At 58.9% G+C, this 18,805-nt stretch carries 18 protein-coding genes; 7 read left to right on the forward strand and 11 right to left on the reverse strand.

What is annotated here, in order from left to right; genetic code table 11:
• Positions 1-35: 35 nt before the first annotated feature.
• From ACW9UQ_RS11485 to ACW9UQ_RS11520, 8 genes are all read right to left on the reverse strand, one after another.
• Entirely contained in the window at positions 36-830 is a 795-nt protein-coding gene (locus tag ACW9UQ_RS11485; protein WP_458931199.1) for an ABC transporter permease subunit, read from the reverse strand.
• Complete coding sequence (locus ACW9UQ_RS11490; protein ID WP_458931157.1) at positions 827-1,675, reverse strand: ABC transporter permease subunit; 849 nt, start codon at positions 1,673-1,675, stop codon at positions 827-829. Before ACW9UQ_RS11490 ends, ACW9UQ_RS11485 begins: the two co-directional genes overlap by 4 nt.
• Before the next feature lie 82 nt (positions 1,676-1,757).
• Positions 1,758-2,885 carry an ABC transporter ATP-binding protein gene (locus tag ACW9UQ_RS11495; RefSeq protein ID WP_458931158.1) on the reverse strand — a complete coding sequence of 376 codons (1,128 nt, stop codon included), beginning with the start codon at positions 2,883-2,885 and terminating at the stop codon, positions 1,758-1,760.
• 53 nt (positions 2,886-2,938) lie between these two features.
• Positions 2,939-4,024, reverse strand: a complete 1,086-nt coding sequence (locus ACW9UQ_RS11500; protein WP_458931159.1) for a polyamine ABC transporter substrate-binding protein — start codon at positions 4,022-4,024, stop codon at positions 2,939-2,941.
• A gap of 25 nt (positions 4,025-4,049) precedes the next feature.
• Positions 4,050-5,342, reverse strand: coding sequence for an NAD(P)/FAD-dependent oxidoreductase (locus ACW9UQ_RS11505; protein ID WP_458931160.1), 1,293 nt, complete (start codon positions 5,340-5,342; stop codon positions 4,050-4,052).
• 1 nt (position 5,343) lies between these two features.
• On the reverse strand, positions 5,344-6,705 hold the full coding sequence (locus ACW9UQ_RS11510; RefSeq protein ID WP_458931161.1) for a glutamine synthetase family protein: 1,362 nt from the start codon (positions 6,703-6,705) through the stop codon (positions 5,344-5,346).
• 45 nt (positions 6,706-6,750) lie between these two features.
• Positions 6,751-7,479 carry a class I SAM-dependent methyltransferase gene (locus ACW9UQ_RS11515; RefSeq protein ID WP_458931162.1) on the reverse strand — a complete coding sequence of 243 codons (729 nt, stop codon included), beginning with the start codon at positions 7,477-7,479 and terminating at the stop codon, positions 6,751-6,753.
• Positions 7,480-7,483: 4 nt separating this feature from the next.
• Positions 7,484-7,639, reverse strand: a complete 156-nt coding sequence (locus tag ACW9UQ_RS11520) for a hypothetical protein (protein ID WP_458931163.1) — start codon at positions 7,637-7,639, stop codon at positions 7,484-7,486.
• Positions 7,640-7,656: 17 nt separating this feature from the next.
• Here ACW9UQ_RS11520 and ACW9UQ_RS11525 point away from each other — a divergent pair, with 17 nt between their 5' ends.
• On the forward strand, positions 7,657-8,940 hold the full coding sequence (locus tag ACW9UQ_RS11525; protein WP_458931164.1) for a glycerate kinase type-2 family protein: 1,284 nt from the start codon (positions 7,657-7,659) through the stop codon (positions 8,938-8,940).
• Here the strand turns inward: ACW9UQ_RS11525 and ACW9UQ_RS11530 are convergent.
• Positions 8,920-9,813 carry an EamA family transporter gene (locus tag ACW9UQ_RS11530; RefSeq protein WP_458931165.1) on the reverse strand — a complete coding sequence of 298 codons (894 nt, stop codon included), beginning with the start codon at positions 9,811-9,813 and terminating at the stop codon, positions 8,920-8,922. The genes ACW9UQ_RS11525 and ACW9UQ_RS11530 overlap by 21 nt on opposite strands.
• 86 nt (positions 9,814-9,899) lie before the next feature.
• Here ACW9UQ_RS11530 and ACW9UQ_RS11535 point away from each other — a divergent pair, with 86 nt between their 5' ends.
• The 5 genes from ACW9UQ_RS11535 (at position 9,900) to ACW9UQ_RS11555 (ending at position 14,465) form a co-directional block, all read left to right on the forward strand.
• Positions 9,900-10,409 (forward strand): NUDIX hydrolase, encoded by a 510-nt coding sequence (locus ACW9UQ_RS11535; RefSeq protein ID WP_458931166.1) that lies wholly within the window; start codon positions 9,900-9,902, stop codon positions 10,407-10,409.
• A 317-nt stretch (positions 10,410-10,726) separates the two neighbouring features.
• A complete protein-coding gene (gene rffA / locus ACW9UQ_RS11540) occupies positions 10,727-11,890 on the forward strand; it encodes a dTDP-4-amino-4,6-dideoxygalactose transaminase (protein WP_458931167.1) in 1,164 nt (387 codons plus the stop codon).
• Positions 11,891-11,905: 15 nt separating this feature from the next.
• On the forward strand, positions 11,906-12,748 hold the full coding sequence (locus tag ACW9UQ_RS11545; RefSeq protein WP_458931168.1) for a beta-keto acid cleavage family enzyme: 843 nt from the start codon (positions 11,906-11,908) through the stop codon (positions 12,746-12,748).
• Positions 12,742-13,827: a glycosyltransferase family protein gene (locus ACW9UQ_RS11550; RefSeq protein WP_458931169.1), complete on the forward strand. Its 1,086-nt coding sequence runs from the start codon at positions 12,742-12,744 to the stop codon at positions 13,825-13,827. Before ACW9UQ_RS11545 ends, ACW9UQ_RS11550 begins: the two co-directional genes overlap by 7 nt.
• A complete protein-coding gene (locus ACW9UQ_RS11555; protein ID WP_458931170.1) occupies positions 13,824-14,465 on the forward strand; it encodes an acetyltransferase in 642 nt (213 codons plus the stop codon). The genes ACW9UQ_RS11550 and ACW9UQ_RS11555 overlap by 4 nt, the downstream gene beginning before the upstream one ends.
• Positions 14,466-14,475: 10 nt before the next feature.
• Here the strand turns inward: ACW9UQ_RS11555 and glpD are convergent, their stop codons facing one another.
• Both glpD and ACW9UQ_RS11565 read right to left on the reverse strand, forming a co-directional pair.
• Complete coding sequence (gene glpD, locus ACW9UQ_RS11560; protein ID WP_458931171.1) at positions 14,476-16,050, reverse strand: glycerol-3-phosphate dehydrogenase; 1,575 nt, start codon at positions 16,048-16,050, stop codon at positions 14,476-14,478.
• Positions 16,043-16,822 carry a DeoR/GlpR family DNA-binding transcription regulator gene (locus ACW9UQ_RS11565; RefSeq protein ID WP_458931172.1) on the reverse strand — a complete coding sequence of 260 codons (780 nt, stop codon included), beginning with the start codon at positions 16,820-16,822 and terminating at the stop codon, positions 16,043-16,045. The genes glpD and ACW9UQ_RS11565 overlap by 8 nt, the downstream gene beginning before the upstream one ends.
• 144 nt (positions 16,823-16,966) lie before the next feature.
• Here ACW9UQ_RS11565 and ACW9UQ_RS11570 point away from each other — a divergent pair, with 144 nt between their 5' ends.
• Positions 16,967-18,703 carry an ABC transporter substrate-binding protein gene (locus ACW9UQ_RS11570; protein ID WP_458931173.1) on the forward strand — a complete coding sequence of 579 codons (1,737 nt, stop codon included), beginning with the start codon at positions 16,967-16,969 and terminating at the stop codon, positions 18,701-18,703.
• The last annotated feature ends 102 nt before the right edge of the window (positions 18,704-18,805 follow it).

Here is an 18,805-nt window from a genome sequence, read left to right on the forward strand (position 1 = left end):
TGGGCGGGCGGGAGCCTCCCCGGCCGGGACCGGTGTCACCCGCGCTTACGCATAATCAGCGCCGCAGCGCCAACACCGATGGCCACCACCAGAATAATCAGACTGGCCAGCGCATTGATATCCGGACTGACCCCCAACCGCACCTTGGAAAAAATCACCATGGGCAAGGTCGACGCCCCCGGCCCGGATGTAAAGCTCGCCACCACCAGATCATCCAGCGAGAGCGTAAACGCCAGCAACCAGCCCGACACCAGCGCCGGTGCGATCACCGGCAGGGTCACATCAAAAAACACCCGCACCGGGGACGCACCAAGATCGAGTGCGGCCTCTTCCAGACTGTTATCCATATCCACCAGGCGCGATTGCACAACCACAGCAACATAGGCCATGCAAAAGGTTGTATGTGCGATAATGATGGTCAACAGCCCCCGCCCTCCGGGCCAGCCAATGGCGCGCTCCATCGCAACAAACAGCAACAACAGGGACAGTCCTGTAATCACTTCGGGCATGACCAGGGGCGCTGTGGTCATCCCCCGCAGGATCGGTTTGCCCCAGAACGCACCAAACCGCACCAGAACCAGCGCGGCCAATGTGCCCAGCGCCGTTCCCAGGGTCGCGCTAATCGCAGCAACACGAAAGGAGACCAGCGCGGCATCAATGATCTGCGGATCGCGAAACAACTCTGCATACCATTTGACGGAGAATCCCCCCCAAACCGTTACCAGCTTGCTTTCGTTGAACGAATAGGCCACCAGAGACAGGATCGGGACATAAAGAAAAATAAATCCAAACAAGGTCGCAAGCGACAAGAATAGGGATCGCCGCATCACGCCCGCTCCATCAGTTTTTGCACCCAGACCATCGGCAACACGATCAGCAACAGCATCGCTATTGCCACAGCACTGGCCAGCGGCCAGTCGCGGGACGAGAAAAACTCGTTCCATAGCACCTGCCCTATCATCAGCGTGTCAGGACCGCCAAGCAAAGCCGGAATAACAAACTCTCCGATGGCCGGAATAAACACCAGCATGGACCCCGCCAGAATACCGGGCAGCGACAAAGGTAGTGTCACCCGAAAGAAGGTTGCCGGCGCACTGGCCCCCAGATCGGACGAGGCTTCCAGCAAGGCGTCGTCCAGCTTAACCAGATTGGCATAAAGCGGCAGGATCATGAACGGCAGATAGGTATAGACGATACCGACATAAACCGCGACTTCGGTCTGACGCATCACCAGTGGTTCATTGATCACGCCAGTGCCCAGAAGGATGGTATTGATGATCCCGTTCGGGTTCATCAGCCCGATCCACGCGTAAACCCTTAGCAGAAAAGAGGTCCAGAAAGGTAAAATGATCAGCAGCAGCAGAATGGTCCGCCGCGGCTCTGGGCTGCGCGCAATGTAATAGGCCATGGGATAACCGATCAGCAGCGCAAAGATGGTCGAAATCAGTGCCGTCTTAATAGAACTCAAGAAAGCCTTAAGATAGAGGTTTTCCGACCAGAGATAGGCATAGTTCTCAAAATCCCCGACAAAGCTCCAGCCGTCGAACACCTTTGTGTAAGGTGGCATGGCAATCGCAGGATCGGCAGTCGAAATTCGCGCCACCTCCAGAAACGGCAAAAGGAAGAAAACCAACAGCCACAGCATCGGGATCGCAATGACAAACCAGCGCGTCATATCAGCCGCCCATGATGGGTTTCACCCACCCTACCCGCATTCCCCGTAGGGTGGGTGAAACCCACCATGGCACGATCTGCACTCATTGTGTCAGCACCACACCGGCCCGGGTCGGCCAACTGAGCCAGACCTTTTCATCCCACGTGATAGGGGCCTCCTCCAGATCCGCATTTGCGGTCGTCACCTTGACCGACCGGCCGCTATCCAGCTGCAGTTTAAAAATCGTCACATCGCCCATATAGGCATAGTCCTGCACAGTTGCCGACATCACGTTGCGGGCCTCCTGGCGCTGCCGTGTCAGGACGATCTTCTCCGGCCGCACGGCCACCGCAACCTTTTGTTTCGCCGTCAGCCCTGGCATCGGGTCGACCAGCACCGGCCCATCACCTGTAGCGATGCGCATAGCATCCGGCGCCGCCACATCGACCTGCCCTTCGAAAAGATTAACCGTACCGATAAAATCGGCCACAAAGCGGCTTTCAGGGTGTTCGTAAATCTGGCGCGGCTCACCGATTTGGCGGATCACGCCCTGATCCATGACGCCGATGCGTGTCGCCAGGGTCATCGCCTCTTCCTGATCATGGGTCACGACGACAAAGGTAATTCCCAGCGTGTCCTGGATGTTCATCAACTCGAACTGGGTTTCCTCGCGCAGCTTCTTATCCAGCGCGCCCAGCGGTTCATCCAACAGCAACAGTTTCGGCTGCTTGACCAGAGATCGCGCCAAGGCGACCCGCTGCCGCTGCCCGCCGGACAATTGATGCGGCTTGCGTCCGCCGAACTTGTCCAGTTGCACCAGCTTCAGCATGTCGGCAACCTTGGCCATTGCCTCAGTCTTGCCCATCCCCTGGCGCAACAATCCATAAGCAACATTCTTTTCCACCGACATATGCGGAAACAGTGCATAGGACTGGAACATCATATTGGTCGGGCGCTTGTTCGGCGGCACCCGGCTCATGTCCTGGCTGTCAATCTCGATCGTGCCAGAAGTTGGCAACTCAAAACCCGAGAGCATCCGCAACAGGGTTGATTTGCCACAGCCTGACCCACCAAGAAGGCAAAACAACTCTCCCTTCCAGATATCCAGCGAAATATCATCAACGGCGACAAAATCCCCGAATGTCTTGGCGATATTCCTGATCCGCACGAAGGGCGCGGTATCGGCAGACCGCCAGGGTCTGGCTTCAGCTACACAATAATCGTCGGTCATGGATGTCCCCGGGGCCAGAAGGCATCGACAACAAAGCTGTCGGTGCCCTGAGTTTACTGTCCGGTTTTTACCCGGGTCCAGAGCCGCGTAATGACCCTGTCGGTGCGGGCGTTATAAACCTGCGCCGCCCAAAGGTTCTCTTTCGCCTCTGGGGTGGGAAAAATACCAGGGTCCGAGGTGATCTCCTCATCCACCAAAGGCAGCGATGCAGTATTGGCATTCGCATACCAGACATAGTTGGTGATATCGGCTGTAATCTGTGGATCCATCACAAAGTTGATGAATTTATGCGCTGCCTCAGCATTTGGCGCATCCACCGGGATCGCCATCATGTCAAACCATTGCAGCGCCCCTTCTTTGGGGATGATGTAGCCGACTTCGACGCCATTCTCTGCCTCTGCAGCGCGAGCCTGTGCCTGAAAGATATCCCCGGACCAGCCGACCGCAACGCAGATGTCGCCGTTTGCCAAATCCGTGATGTACTGCGATGAATGGAAGTAGCGGATATTGGGGCGGACAGCCTCCAAAACTTCTGCACCTTTTTCAAGATCCGCCGCATCGGTCGAACGTGGATCAACATCGGCATAATTCATCGCCGCCATCAGCATCTCGGTCGGGGCATCCAGAAGGCTTATGCCGCAATCAGCCAGCTTGGCCGATACTTCGGGGTCGAAAACCAGTGCCCAGCTGTCGATGGGGGTATCTGCGCCAAGTCGTTCCTGCACGGCACCAACATTGTACCCGATGCCTGTGGTGCCCCACATATAGATCACCGAATGCGCATTATCGGCATCATAGGCAGCCGCCGCGCTCATCAGGTCGGCATCCATATTGGCAAGGTTGGGCAACTTGGACTTGTCCAGCGGCTGATAGGCCCCGGCTGCAATCTGACGCTGCAGAAACTCAGAGGTTGGCACGACCAGATCATATCCCGAACTGCCCGCCAGCATCTTGGCCTCAAGCACCTCATTGCTGTCATAGACGTCGTAGTTGACCTTGATCCCGGTCTCCGCCTCGAACTTCTCGATGGTATCTTCGGCGATGTAGTCAGACCAGTTGTAGAAATTCAGCACCTTTTGTGCGGCCAGAGGGCTGGCGGCAAGGATCGCAGCGACACTTAGGGGCAGAGCTGATTTCATGAAAGAACACTCCCGTTTTTGTTGGTTACAGGCCCATCCGGTCGCGCAGTCCGTACCACCAGCTACCGACAACGGAGTATGGCACACGGAACATGCGGCCGCCCGGGAAGGGCATCCAGCGAAGATTGGCAAAAGTATCGAAGCGCGACAAGTCACCATTTATTGCCTCGGCCAAAATACGCCCGAAGAGGTGGCTACCGGTGACGCCGTGCCCGGAATAGCCATGTGCAAAATACACATTGTCATTCAGACGTCCCAGTTGCGGGACACGGGTGAAACTCAGGGCAAAGTTGCCAGACCACGCATGGTCGATTTTGACACCTTTAAGCTGTGGAAACACCTTTTCCAGGTTTGGACGCAGCTTGGCGATCACATCTTTGGGGTCGGTTCCGCCATAGACGGTCCCACCGCCGAAGATCAGGCGTTTGTCCGCGGACAGGCGATAGTAATCAAGGATGTAACGTAAATCCTCAACACAGCTATCCGTCGGCAACAGCGCATCGCCGCGCTCCCCCAGCGGCTCGGTCGCCATCATCTGGGTAGAGGCTGGCAGCACCCGGTTGGTCAGTTTCGGCACGACACGGCCCAAATAAGCATTGCCGGCCAGAACCAGTGTCTGCGCCCGAACAACGCCCTTTTCAGTGCGGATTACCGGGGTCGGGCTATCCAGATCGACAGAGACGACGGGCGAATGTTCATGGATCACGCCGCCGTTCTTTTCCAGTGCCGCCGCTTCACCCAAAGCCAGATTCAGGGGGTGCAGGTGGCCGCCGGAATGGTCGATCATGCCCCCTTCGTAAACATCCGAGGCAATATGTTTGCGCACCGCCTCGCGATCCAGCATCTCGTGATCGTCCATGCCGAATTTGCGCCACAGCGCCTGTTTTGCCTCTAGCTCGGCCATCTGTTTGGGCGTGTAAGCCGTGAACAGGTTGCCAGGCTTAAGATCACACTGGATATCGTATTTCGCCACCCGGTCACGGATGATCTGCCCGCCCTCCTGCACCAGTGCACCGACAAAGGCCTGGGTCTTATCTCCCCAAAGCCAGCCGATTTTATCGAGCGAGGCGTTCAGCCCATTGACGATCTGCCCGCCATTGCGCCCGGACGCGCCCCAGCCGATCTGCGCGCCTTCCAGCAAGGTCACGGCATGGCCGCTTTCGGCCAGATGTAGCGCAGCGGACAGGCCAGTATAGCCGCCGCCGACCACACAAATCTCTGCCGCATGATCGCCGGTCAACGCCGGACGATCCGGTGCCGGATTGGCCGAGGCCGCATAGTAAGACGTGGTATGTGCGCCATTGCCCGCATAAGACATGTCAGACGACCTCCAGATAGGATGTGATCTCAAACTCGGACATCTGGGCCGCAAAGCGATCCCATTCCTGAGCCTTGCAAGCCGCATAAAGCTGCAGGAACTCAGGCGCGAAGATACGCGCCAGTGGTCCTGCGTCACCGAATGCGTCCACCGCCCTGCCCCAGGAACTAGGCAGGTCAGGTGCATCCGCATGGTAAGCATTTCCGTCAATCGGTTCGGGCGACTCCTGCGCATCCTCGATACCATTCAGCGCTGCACCAAGAATGGCGGCAAGCACCAGATAGGGGTTGGCATCTGCGCCCGCGACCCGGTGTTCAATCCGGCGTGCGGCGGTTGGCCCGCCCGGAATACGGATCGATGCCATGCGGTTTTCATAGGCCCAGGTTGCCTTGGTCGGCGCGTGGGTGCCGGACTGAAGGCGACGATAGGAATTCAGGTGCGGCGCAAAGATCAGGGTGGATGGAACCATGGCCTGCAACAGCCCGGACACGGCATGACGCATCATAGCCGTCCCGGCCTCTGTGCCATCATCAAAAACATTCCTGCCATCTTCATCCAGCAGCGAGAAATGCACATGAAAGCCTGAACCGCTGCAATCCGGGTATGGCTTGGCCATGAAGCTGGCGGTCAGATCGTGCTGTTGCGCGACCCCTTTAACCAACCGCTTGAACAGCATGGCATCATCAGCGGCTTTCAGAGGGTCGGCAACATGTTCGATATTAATCTCGAACTGGCCCGGCCCGCCTTCGGCAATCGCTGTATCGACAGGTATGTCCTGCGCGTTGCAGGCCCGATAGATGGCGGACAAAACGGCATCAAAATGATCCACATCATCCAGCGACAGCACACCATCTGCATGCAAAGGGCGCCCGGTGATAGGGGACGGGGGCGGTGCAGGATGGGCCCGATCACCGGCGACAAGGTAAAATTCCAGTTCGGTCGCCACCACCGGGATCAGCCCCCGCGCTTTGTAACGGTCCACTACGGCCGCCAGCGCCTGCCGCGGGTCGATCATCAAGGGACTGCCATCCGCGTTGAAAAACCACAGAGGCACCAGGGCGGTCGGTTCGGCCAGCCAGTCGATCAGCAGCGGACCGCGCCCGGTGGGTTGCGACAGACAGTCGCCATCGCCTTCCAGCACCATGCGATTGCCTTCGATATCACGGCCCCAGACATCCTGCGCCACCAGCGATCCGGGCATCCGCACCTCGCCCATCAGCGCCTTGCGCGCCAGTTCCACCGGCAGGCGCTTGCCGCGCAGGCATCCATTGAAATCGCACACGGCGACACGCAGGCTGGACAGGTCCGGGTGCCGGTCCAGCCACTTCAGAGCATCTTTTGCAAAACTATCAGGCGTTTCCATGCCAAGAGCATTAGCAGGAAGCCCGGACGCGGCAAGTGGTTTCAGCTATGGTTTGCGCCAGCACATAATGTGAAAATACGGCACACGCGCCTGAGCATCGGTCGCCTCTGCCGGTCCATCCGCGCGGCATGGCCCCGGTTCATCGAACTCAATCAGCATCAAGCCCAGCCCCAGAAGGGCCTGCATGTAATCGCGCATAGGTCGGTGATGATTGAAAACCCGGATGTCGCGCCATTCGAACCAACCGCCCCTTGGTGTCAGATAGTTGTCTATTCGCACGGCCAGCCGGTTTCCTGCTGCATCGCGTTCCCAGCTGGAGTTTTCCATATCCTCTGGGATCGCCGTGACAAAGCTGTTGAGATTGGCGATCAGCAGATGCCCGCTGGGGCGCAGCACACGTGCCATTTCCGACAGCGCTTTGCGATAATCCTCGATATCAATCAGCGTCAGGTAGCTGACCACCATATCAAAACTGCCTGCAGCAAACGGCAACGCCTCGGCCTGACCGTCGACATAGCGCCCATCCGGATCACACAGGCGCGCCTGACGCAGCATTGCAGCGGTCGGGTCCAGGCCCATGACCTCAATGCCTTCGCGGGCCACCATCCGGCAGAACCGCCCTTCGCCGCAGCCGACATCCAGCAGATTGTCCGGCTTGTGATGCCGGACCGCGGCCAGCATGGGCTGATCCAGCACATGGGTGCGGGAAAAATCGCCATCCTCGCCCATATCCGCGATCCAGGCTTCAGCAGAGGTGTCCCAACCATTCAGCATGATCCTAAGCTAGCGTATGCGGCGGCAGGAACCACAAGGCATCGCGCGGCTCTGTGACAAATGTCATTTCATCAATATGTTGACTGGCAACTGCAATCAGGGATGTGACAAAAATGGCGGCCATCGGACGAGCGTTCTCGCCTTGCACATCCAGCACCACCGAATGGACTGTCCTGCATGAAACCAGACCTATTGTTGCGCCGCCTTTTTGATTCTGCCGTTGCTGCAGCGATGCCCGAGCATATCGTGCCCGGTGCCCTGCCCCGTCCCGTGTCTGGCCGCAACGTGGTTGTTGGTGGGGGAAAGGCATCCGCCGCGATGGCCGCAGCGCTGGAGGGTGTCTGGCCTGCCGAGGCCGGATTGGAAGGCCTGGTTATCACCCGCTATGGCCATTCCGTACCCTGTCAGCGGATCAAGATCGCCGAGGCAGCCCACCCTGTCCCCGATGCAGCCGGGGCAACAGCCGCCGCGCAAATTCTGCGCCTTGTCTCAGACCTTGGCCCGGATGATCAGGTCATCGCGCTGATCTCAGGCGGCGGGTCGGCGCTGCTGACGCTGCCGCCTGCGGGGGTCTTGCTTGAGGATTTGGCGTCGATGAACCGGTCTCTGCTGGCCTCAGGTGCGACAATATCTGAGATGAACTGCTTGCGCCGCCATCTGGGCCAGCTTTCGGGCGGACGGATGGCGGCTGCAGCATACCCGGCAACCCTGACGGCGCTGTTGATCTCGGACGTGCCGGGGGATGATCCTGCGGATATCGCCTCGGGCCCTACGATAGGCGATCCGACAACGTTGGCTGATGCGCGCGATGTTGCGCTGAAGTATAAGCTGGCTTTGACTCAGAGGATCATGGCCGCCTTGCAGGATGGCGGTAATGAAAGCATCAAGCCGAGGGATGCGTGGCTGGCGCGCGCGACGACAAGAATTGTAGCAAAACCTCAAAGCAGTCTGGAAGCGGCAGCCAAAACCGCCAAGAGTGCCGGGGGCAACGCGCAAATTCTGGGCGACGCCCTTGAAGGCGAAGCACAGATGCTGGGCCAGGCGCATGCTGACCTGGCGCTAACGCATCAGCGCAAACTGCCTGCTGCATCGGCCCCGCTGGTGTTGCTGTCGGGCGGAGTGACCACCGTAACGCTGCCCAAGAACTGCAGCGGACGCGGAGGGCGGAATGTTGACTATCTTTTGGGTCTGGCCAAAGGGCTGAACGGCGCGCCGGGGATTTATGCACTGGCCGCCGATACCGATGGCGTCGACGGGATCGAAGAGATCGCGGGTGCCGTGATCGGCCCTGATACCATCGTGCGTGCCGGAGTGCAGGCGCTGGATGCCGCCTTGACCAACCATGATGGCCACAGCTTTTTTGGTGCGCTTGGCAGTCAGCTGATCACCGGGCCGACCCTGACCAATGTCAACGATTTCCGCGCCATCCTGATCCTGCCGTCAGGCGAAGGCCAGCAATAGCCATATACCAGATACGATCAGCGCGATCCCTGCCACCTCCTGCCGCTGCAACTTTTCCTTGAAGATGAAGATCGAGGTGAGCACTGTGAACAAGACCTCCACCTGCCCCAGCGCCTTGACATAGGTCGCATTGATCAAGGCAAACGCCGCAAACCAGCCAAGGCTGCCCAGCATCCCGGTCAGCCCGACCAGCGACGCCATGCGGCGCGCTTTCCAGACGCGCGCGACCTCCCCTTTTTGGCGCAGCATAAGCCAGACGGTCATCACCAGCGTTTGCATTATCGTGACGAAGGCCAGCGTCACTGCGGCCTGGATCAGAAAGTCGCCCGTCTGAAGGCTAAGGGATGCGCCGCGATAGCTGATCGAGGACACGGCGAAGATTGCTCCGGATCCCACACCGATCAGCGCCGCCCTGGAAAACAAGCCGTCGAGCAAACGCCCGGCATCAGGCGGGCGGGACATAAGAATCACACCTGCGACAGAGACCAGAACAGCAGCCAGCCCCGCCCAGCCAATCGGTTCTGTCAGAATTGCCGCCGACAGGGCAGCGGTCATCACCGTTTCGGTCTTGGAATAAACAACGCCAACCGCGAAATTCCTAAGCGAGAAAAGCGCCACCAACAGCGCCGTCGCAACGATCTGCGCGATACCGCCAACGCTGGCATAGATCACAAACCCGGCGGTCAGCCCCGGCCAGGGCTGGCCCATTGCCAGCAGGAACAGAACCACCAGCACGGCCAGCGGTGCCGCGAACAAGAACCGCGCATAGGTGACGCCCAGCGTGCTTAGTTGATCCGTCAAACGCTTCTGCAACATGAAGCGAATATTCTGAAAAAATGCCGCCGCTATTGTGATCGGAATCCAGATGTCCATGGCTCTGCTTGCGGTTTGTTGCTGCAAACTGCAAGTGCCATCAAACTTTGCTTGTTATTTGCAAGCCAAAAACGATAGCTACATGCATGGGTAAAGTTTCCAAACCGGACAAGCGTGCTTTGCGCAAGGCCAAAGCCGCCAAAATGCGGCTGCAGGTCAGCGCGTTATGCTATCGTCGAACGCCCAAGGGTAAGCTGCGCATCCTGATGATAACCTCGCGCCGGACCCGCCGCTGGATCGCGCCCAAGGGGTGGCCGATGCGCGGCCGGACACATGCAGAAGCCGCAGCGCAGGAGGCGCTGGAAGAGGCAGGCGTGGTCGGAAAGGTTTCCTCCAAGCCGATCGGCTATTACCAGTATCGAAAGAACATCGGCGGCCGACGCGCGATCACCTGTCTGGTTCAGGTATTTCCGCTGGAGGTAGATCAGTTACGCAAGGAGTTCCGCGAAAAAGGCCAGCGCAAGGTTGTCTGGATGAAGCCGAAGAAAGCAATTGAAAGTTCGGATCCCCGCGCGTTTTCCCGCCTGATCAAGACATTCGTCAAAACGCTTGAGGCTAAGGCTGCGCTTGATCCAAACATTGACACCGTGAAATAGCCATCCAGTTCTGTAAAAATATGAAATTATGGATAAGTATTTCCGGTCAACAGCCATTATTAACGCATTTATTTCAAAACGCTAAATAACCAAAAATGATATTCGAATATTATCTACCAGCGAATCTCCTGGCGGCATGCACTCACTGATAGAAGCGCTTCCATTCCAAAGCATAAATACGTGCCTAATGTCACCGCGATGGACGCAAAATTTGTTTATTATGAGCGAATAATGAACGATAGTTTAGCCGGTTGCGACTTTTGATTGAGTGTGGGGCGTCCTCAGCGGACGTGTTTTGCTTTCCGGGGGTAACGGGAATGAATGTTCCAACCGAGGTCGGCCTGAGGCCGGTGCCTTTGAGCTATCCAGATTTTTTAGGATGCGAGCGAGCCTATGTCACGAAAGTGATCGCAAGTGGCGCGCTGGCTGGTCCAGGCGAGGAAAGCAGACGCTGCGAGGCGCTGATCAACCGTGCCATTGGCAGCAATGCGTCTTTTCTGGTGCCTTCCTGCAGTGCTGCGCTTGAGATGGCCGCGTTGCTGGTTGATCTCGCCCCGGGCGACGAAGTGATCATGCCATCCTATACGTTCGTCTCGACCGCCAACGCAGTTGTGCTGCGTGGCGCGGTGCCGGTGTTCGTTGATGTCGACGCAGAGACTTTCAACATTGATCCGACGCGGATCGCCGAGGCCATAACGCCTAAAACGCGGGCCATTTTTGTCATTCACTATGCCGGGGTGCCAGCGGATATGGCCGCGATCACGGCAATCGCTCGGGCGCATGATCTGACCGTTGTTGAGGATGCCGCACAGGCCTATCTTTCGACACGCGACGGTCTGCCTGCGGGGCGTATGTCACCGCTCTCCTGCCTCAGCTTTCATGGGACAAAGAATATCACAGCAGGCGAAGGTGGCGCGCTGGTCGTGAATGACCCTGAGTTGGTCCATCGCGCCGCGATCCTGCGGGAAAAGGGCACGGATCGTGCGGCCTTCATGGCGGGCCGCGTGGCGCTATATAAGTGGCGTGATGTCGGGTCATCGCAGGTGGTCAGCGAATTGACCGCAGCATTTCTGCGCGCGCAGCTTGAGGATGCGCGCGGCATTACCGACCGGCGGCTGCATATCTGGCATGCCTATCAGAGCGCCTTGCAGGAGCTTGCCGCTGAGGGGCATTTCCGCCTGCCTTCGGTGCCGGACACTGTTTCGCATAACGCGCATATCTATTTTCTGAATATGCCAGACAAAGCCAGCCGGAAATCTCTGGCTGCGCATCTGTCCGACCACCAGATTCAAGCTGCGACACACTACGTGCCGCTGCATTCCGCCCCGGCCGGCCGGCGGTTTGGTCGCGCCTGCGGATCCATGCACGTAACCGATCATGCCGGTGACTGCCTGCTGCGCCTGCCGCTGCATGCCGCGATGACCCATGAATTGCCCCGGATTGTTGACGCAATCCGGTCCTGGACAACACAAAAACGCTGAGACCTAGTTAAAACCATGACCGATCCACTGATCATCAATACGGCCTTCACTGGCGCTGTATCCGACAAGACCCGCAATCCGGCTGTTCCCTATTCAACGCAGGAGATCCACGCAGATGCCGTAGCCTGCGCCGAACTGGGCACCAGCATGGGACATTTTCATGTGCGCGACGATGACGGCACGCCAAGCTGCGATGCCGGGCGCTATGGCCGGTTGTTCTCAACCCTGCGCGGCGATGACCGTCTGCGTCAGATGGTGCTTGTTGCCTCAACCTCGGGACGGCATGGTCAGACGCTGGAACAGCGCGGCGCGGTGCTTGACTTGCCCGAAGAGATTCGTCCCGATATGGCCAGTCTTACCCTGTCCTCGTTGAATTTCGCCACCGGGGCCAGCATCAACACGCCCGATGGCATCCGCGCATTGGCCGAGCGCATGCTGCGTCAAGGCGTCAAGCCGGAACTTGAAATCTTCGATCTGGGAATGGTCGCATTCGCCCACAAACTGATCGCCGAGGGCCTGCTTAAGCCGCCCTACTTCTTCAACGTCATTCTCGGAAACGAGGCTGGTGCGCAGTCCGATCTTGCCTCTGTCGCTGCCATCCTGGCGCAGATGCCCGCCGAATCCTATGTCAGCCTCGGCGGGATTGCCCGGGCGCAACTGCCGGCACATCTGCTGGCCCTGTCCTGCGCATCGGGCGTTCGCACCGGGCTGGAGGACAACCTGTGGCTGGCCAAGGGTCAGATGGCGACAAATGCCAGCCTTGTCGAACGGATCAGACAACTGGCCGATCTGTCACTGCGCCCGGTTGCATCCCCGGCAGAGCTGCGGCAAATGCTGGGCGTGCGTGCCGCGTGGTAGCGCTTGCCGAAATCCCTCAGGTCCTGCCGCGCCTGAAGGTCGCGCTTGTTGCGCCAGCTCATTATTCGGTCTTCAATGTTGAGCCGCTTTTCGCGGCTTTCCGCGCCTCCGGGGTCGACATTGAAATCGTTGCTGATGAGGCCCGACTGCCGAAGGCCGACGCGTTGATCCTGGCCGGGTCGGTCGGCTCTCTGCAACGCACAGTGCGCGCACTTGAGACATGCACAAACCCACCACCCGTGATTTCCTGGATCGCAGAGCCCTTGCCCCCGGTAGAGCTTCGCGCTTGGGCAGAACGACTGGGTCTGCTTCTTAGCCCAAGTCGCTGGCGGCTGACTTGTGGCAAACCTGTCCTGATGACCCTGTCGCGACCGGCATTTGCAGCAATTGCCCGGTTCGGCCTGAAAAACGCGGCTGGCCCCGTTGAAAGCAAGGCGATACAGTTCGCCATCAATAATCTGGCATGGGTCTATCGCGGCCAGCGCATGGGCTGGCTGAAGCGGGTCGGCGTCACCACAGGCCAGCGAGTTGAATTCCTGGCCGACCGCGGTATTGAGGCGGAATTCCTGCCTGCCGGGATCAATGCCTCCTATGGGGAGGTTCGCGGCGTAACACGCGACATAGATGTCCTCTTCATAGGGCGCACCAAACTGCCAGAGCGACGGCGCAGGCTGAACCGGATCGTTGACGATCTAAGGCAGCGTGGTCTGACGGTCGAGGTTCGGACCAGCGGCACATTTGGCGAGAAACGGACCAGACTGGTGAACCGCGCCAAAATTGTCCTGAACATAAACACCTATTTCTGGGATACCGCCTGGATGCGCTGGTATCTTGCAACAGCAAATGGTGCCGCCATGGCATCAGAACCGCAATCGGTTCCCGATCCACTGCGCCCTGGCGTTGATTATCTGGAAGCGAAGGGAGACGCCCTTGCCGCACAGATTGCCGATCTTGTCGCGGATGAACCAAGGCGATTGGCGATGGTGGCCGCTTGCCGTAACACCCTGACACAAAAGATGTCGACCGAAGGGTCGGCCCGTCGGATTGCCCAGATTTTGCGCGAACTGGCATCAGCATGAGCCGCGATATCCTGATCCTCGGCACCACGGCCTATACCGAGGTGTTCATCGACATGTTCGAAGCCGTTCCAAGCGTCCGATTTATCGGCTGTGTCGAGAACCGGGATCGGGATCGTGTTGGTGCACAATTGGCGGGCCGGCCGATCCTTTGGGATGGAGATATAGCGGCGCATAAGGAAAAGTGTCTGCTGATCTCCTCGCTGGCCACGACACATCGCGCGGACTGGATCAAAGCAAAGGCAGCCGAGGGGTTTGCGTTTGCAACCCTGGTTCACCCATCGTCAGTTGTGTCGCAACGCACCAATCTGGGCGCGGGCTGCTCAGTCGATGCGGGATGCGTGGTGGCGGGATATTCTGAGATCGCAGAGCATGTGCGTATCGGACGGTGCGTCAGTTTTGGGCATCACAGCCGGATCGGGGCGTTCTCTACGCTGCATCCGGGCAGCATTGTTTCTGGCAATTGCACGATTGGCGAACGGGTTACCATTGGTAGCGGTGCTGTCGTTATCGACGGGGTGACCATTGGCGACGGTGCCTTCATCGCCGCGGGGGCCGCGGTGACCAAAGACGTGCCCGCCCGTTCTTTGATGGCGGGGAACCCGGCGCTGGTGAAACGGGAGGATTACGGTCCGAAGTAACCTGAGGTTCTCAGCTACCTGGCGATACGCGTTCAGGCAAATTGGCCTGGATATAGGTTCCGACCTTCGCCTGCTCATCCTTGCTCAAGCGCAGACCCAGCTTGGTACGGCGCCAGAGGAAATCCTCGGCCGCGCGCACCCATTCCTTCTGAATGACCCAATCCAGTTCGCGTGCGGTGATTGTTGCGCCAAACTCGGCCCCTAGATCAGCCGCTGTTTCTGCCCCTTCCAGCATCACCGCTGCATCTGTTCCATAGGCACGGATCAAACGCTGCGCCCAGCGCAGATCAAGAAACGGGTGGCGTTCCAAAAGGGAGCGAACCTGCGCCTCTACCCCGTCAACCGGGAAATCCCCGCCCGGCAGGGCAACGCCTGCCGTCCAGGGGTCATCGGGCATGTCCAATACCGGCGTGATCTTGGACAGGGCCGCCTCGGCCAGCTTGCGATAGGTGGTGATCTTGCCGCCAAAGACGCTGAGCATCGCCGGGCCGGAGGTATCCAGTTCCAGCACATAATCGCGCGTCGCCGCCGTCGCCGACTTGGCCCCGTCATCATAAAGCGGGCGCACGCCGGAATAGGTCCAGACGATATCTGCCTCGGTCAGGGGTTGCTTGAAATAGCGGCCTGCGAACGCGATCAGATAGCTTTGTTCTTCTGCACTGCATTCCGGTTTCTGCGCGGCATCCGGATGATCCGCATCGGTGGTGCCGATCAGGGTGAAATCCTGTTCATAGGGGATGGCGAAGATAATGCGCCCGTCCGGTCCCTGAAAGAAATAGCACTTGTCATGATCGTAAAGGCGCCGCGTCACGATATGGCTGCCACGCACCAGCCGCACGCCGCTGGAACTGTTGCTGCCAACCACCTGCCCCAGAACATCCGCCACCCAAGGGCCAGCGGCATTGACCAGAACGCGGGTCTGAACGCTGCGCCGTTCACCGCCGCAATCCAGTTCGACCTGCCACAGATCATTGTCGCGACGGGCGGAAATGACCTTAGTCCGGGTCATCACCTCTGCCCCGCGCTCACACGCATCGCGGGCGTTCAGGACCACAAGGCGCGCATCCTCGATCCAGCAGTCGGAATACTCGAACGCTTTTTTCAGACGCGGGATCAGCGGTTCACCCTCGGGCACATTCTGCAGATCCAGCACGGTCGTGCCGGGTAAGATTTTGCGCCCGCCCATATGGTCGTAGAGGAACAGGGCCAGCCGGATCAGCCAGGCGGGTCGACGTCCCCGCGCCCAGGGCATAAAGATCGACAGCAGGCGGGATGTTGGCGTGCCACCCTCGAACCGCATTTCGGGATCACATGGCAGGACAAAGCGCATCGGCCAGCTGATATGAGGCATGGCACGCAGCAGAACCTCGCGCTCTTTCAATGCCTCGCGCACCAGCCGGAACTCAAAAAACTCCAGATACCGCAACCCGCCATGGAACAGTTTGGTTGAGGCAGAGGACGTGGCCGAGGCCAGATCGTTCATCTCAGCCAACCCGACCTTCAGCCCACGGCCCGCCGCATCACGCGCGATGCCGCAGCCATTGATACCGCCGCCGATGATAAAGATGTCAAAAGGCTCAGGCATGTGCGACCGCCTGATCCAAAGTCAGAATTCTGGTGTCTGCTTGCCGCGCAACCTCGGCAAACGCCGCGGGCGGATCGCGATCCGTTACCAGCGTGTCGATATCGCCAATATCGCAAATCCGCACTGGCGCGGTCACATCGAACTTTGCACTGTCACACACCAGAATACGGTGGCGGGAGTTGCGCAGGATTGCCCGGGCGACAGAAACCTCGCGGGCGTCAAAATCTAGAACGGAGCCATCCAGATCCAGCCCGGACGCACCGATGACTGCGTAATCCACCTTGTAGCGGGAAATGAACTCCACCGCTTCCTCCCCCACAATCGCGCCATCTGACTGACGCACACTGCCACCGACCAGGATCAGCTCTTTCAGTTTGCTGCCCATGAAGGTGGTGGTGATGTTGATATTGTTGGTCAGCACCACCAGCCCCTGATGCCCCGTCAGCGCCCGCGAAACTTGCTCGGTCGTTGTGCCGATATTCAATGTGACCGAACACTCATTCGGGATCAGCGTGGCTGCCAGCCGCCCAATCGCCTCTTTCTCGGTCGCGCGTTCGGCGCGCCTGTCGCGATATTCCAGATTGGACACACTGGCGATTCGCCTGGCACCGCCATGGGTGCGGGCGGCCAGTCCACGGTCGCACAACTCCGCCAGATCACGGCGGATCGTCTGGGTGGTCACACCGAATCGCTGTGCCATATCCTCCACCTCGACCCGGTCGTCGCGCCGCAATTGGCCCAGAATTTCTTGCTGACGATCACTTAGTTCCATTGTCTTTCGCTCAGTCTCCTGCTTTCATATTGAGCATCCGCACCTGTGGAATCCAGAAGTTATTTTCATTTGACTTTCACTTCTGTTCATTTCACGCTCAGCGGACAGGGTGAAAACACCCGTCAAACTTAAGGGAGGTGAGTGATGCGCAAGTATCTGCTCTCCGCGGTTGCGGCTACGGCCATGATCGTCGGAACCAATTCGGCTTATGCCGACGCTGCAGCAGCGGAACGCTGGATCAATGACGAATTTCAACCCTCGACCCTGTCCAAGGACGAGCAGATGGCCGAGATGCAGTGGTTCATCGACGCCGCTGCGCCGTTTGCCGGGATGGAGATCAATGTTCTTTCTGAGGGCATCCCGACGCACGGCTACGAGTCAGAAGTTCTGACCAAGGCGTTCGAGGAAATCACCGGTATCAAGGTGAACCACCAGATCCTTGGCGAAGGCGAAGTGGTTCAGGCGGTGCAGACGCAGATGCAGACGCAGCGCAATCTGTATGATGGCTATGTGAATGACAGTGACCTGATCGGTACCCATTCACGCCTGCAACTGGCCTATCCGCTCTCCGATATGATGGCGGGTGACTGGGCCGATGTGACCAGCCCGACGCTGGATCTTGATGACTTTATGGGCATCCAGTTCACTACCGGGCCGGACGGCAAGCTGTACCAGCTGCCGGATCAGCAATTCGCCAACCTCTACTGGTTCCGCAAGGACTGGTTCGACCGCGAAGATCTAAAGGCTGCCTTCAAAGAAAAGTATGGCTATGACCTGGGCGTGCCCGTCAACTGGTCGGCCTATGAAGATATCGCTGAGTTCTTCACCAATGACGTGAAAGAAATCGATGGCACCACGATCTATGGCCACATGGATTACGGCAAGCGCGCACCCGATCTGGGCTGGCGCATGACCGATGCCTGGCTGTCCATGGCTGGTGCAGGCTCCAAAGGTGAGCCGAACGGCGTGCCCATCGACGAATGGGGCATCCGTATGGAAGCCGGAACTTGTAATCCGGTCGGTGCCAGCGTGTCCCGCGGGGGTGCTGCAAACGGCCCAGCGGCGGTCTATGCGATCCGCAAATGGGATGAGTGGCTGCGGAACTACGCCCCTCCGGGTGCGGCGTCCTATGACTTCTACCAGTCGCTTCCGGCGCTCAGCCAGGGCAACGTGGCGCAGCAGATCTTCTGGTACACCGCGTTTACCGCTGACATGGTTGCCCCGAAATCTGCGGGCAACAACACCGTGGATGATGAGGGCAACCCACTTTGGCGGATGGCGCCCAGCCCGCATGGCCCCTATTGGGAAGAGGGTCAGAAGGTCGGCTATCAGGACGTGGGTTCTTGGACCTTCCTGAAATCCACGCCGATGGATCGCGCCAAGGCGGCGTGGCTCTATGCCCAGTTCGTGACCTCCAAGACTGTCGATGTGAAGAAAAGCCATGTTGGCCTGACCTTCGCGCGTGACAGCTCTGTCCGGCACGAAAGCTTTACCGAGCGTGCACCGCAGCTGGGTGGTTTGGTGGAATTCTACCGCTCCCCCGACCGGGTGGCATGGTCGCCGACCGGCATCAACGTGCCTGACTATCCGAAGCTGGCCCAGATCTGGTGGCAGCAAATCGGGGACGTCAACTCGGGCGCGTTCACCCCGCAGCAGGCAATGGATCGTCTGGCCGAGGAAATGGACATCACCATGGCCCGCATGCAGGCTGCGGATGAGCAGGCCAATGTCTATGGCGGCTGTGGCCCGCGCCTGAACGAGCCGAAGGATCCGTCCGAATGGCTGGGCAAAGGCGGGGCGAAAGCCAAGCTGGACAATGAAAAGCCACAGGGTGAGACCGTCAACTACGACGATCTTGTTGCCCGCTGGGCTGAGAACTGACAACCACAGGCCGGGGCGCAGCAGTGCCCCGGCTCTCCGCCGCCCTGACAAGGGTGCGCAATCTTACTTTTTCAAAAGGTGCAAACCTTTCGCCCGATCCTA

This window comes from Halovulum sp. GXIMD14793 (genome assembly GCF_054457435.1).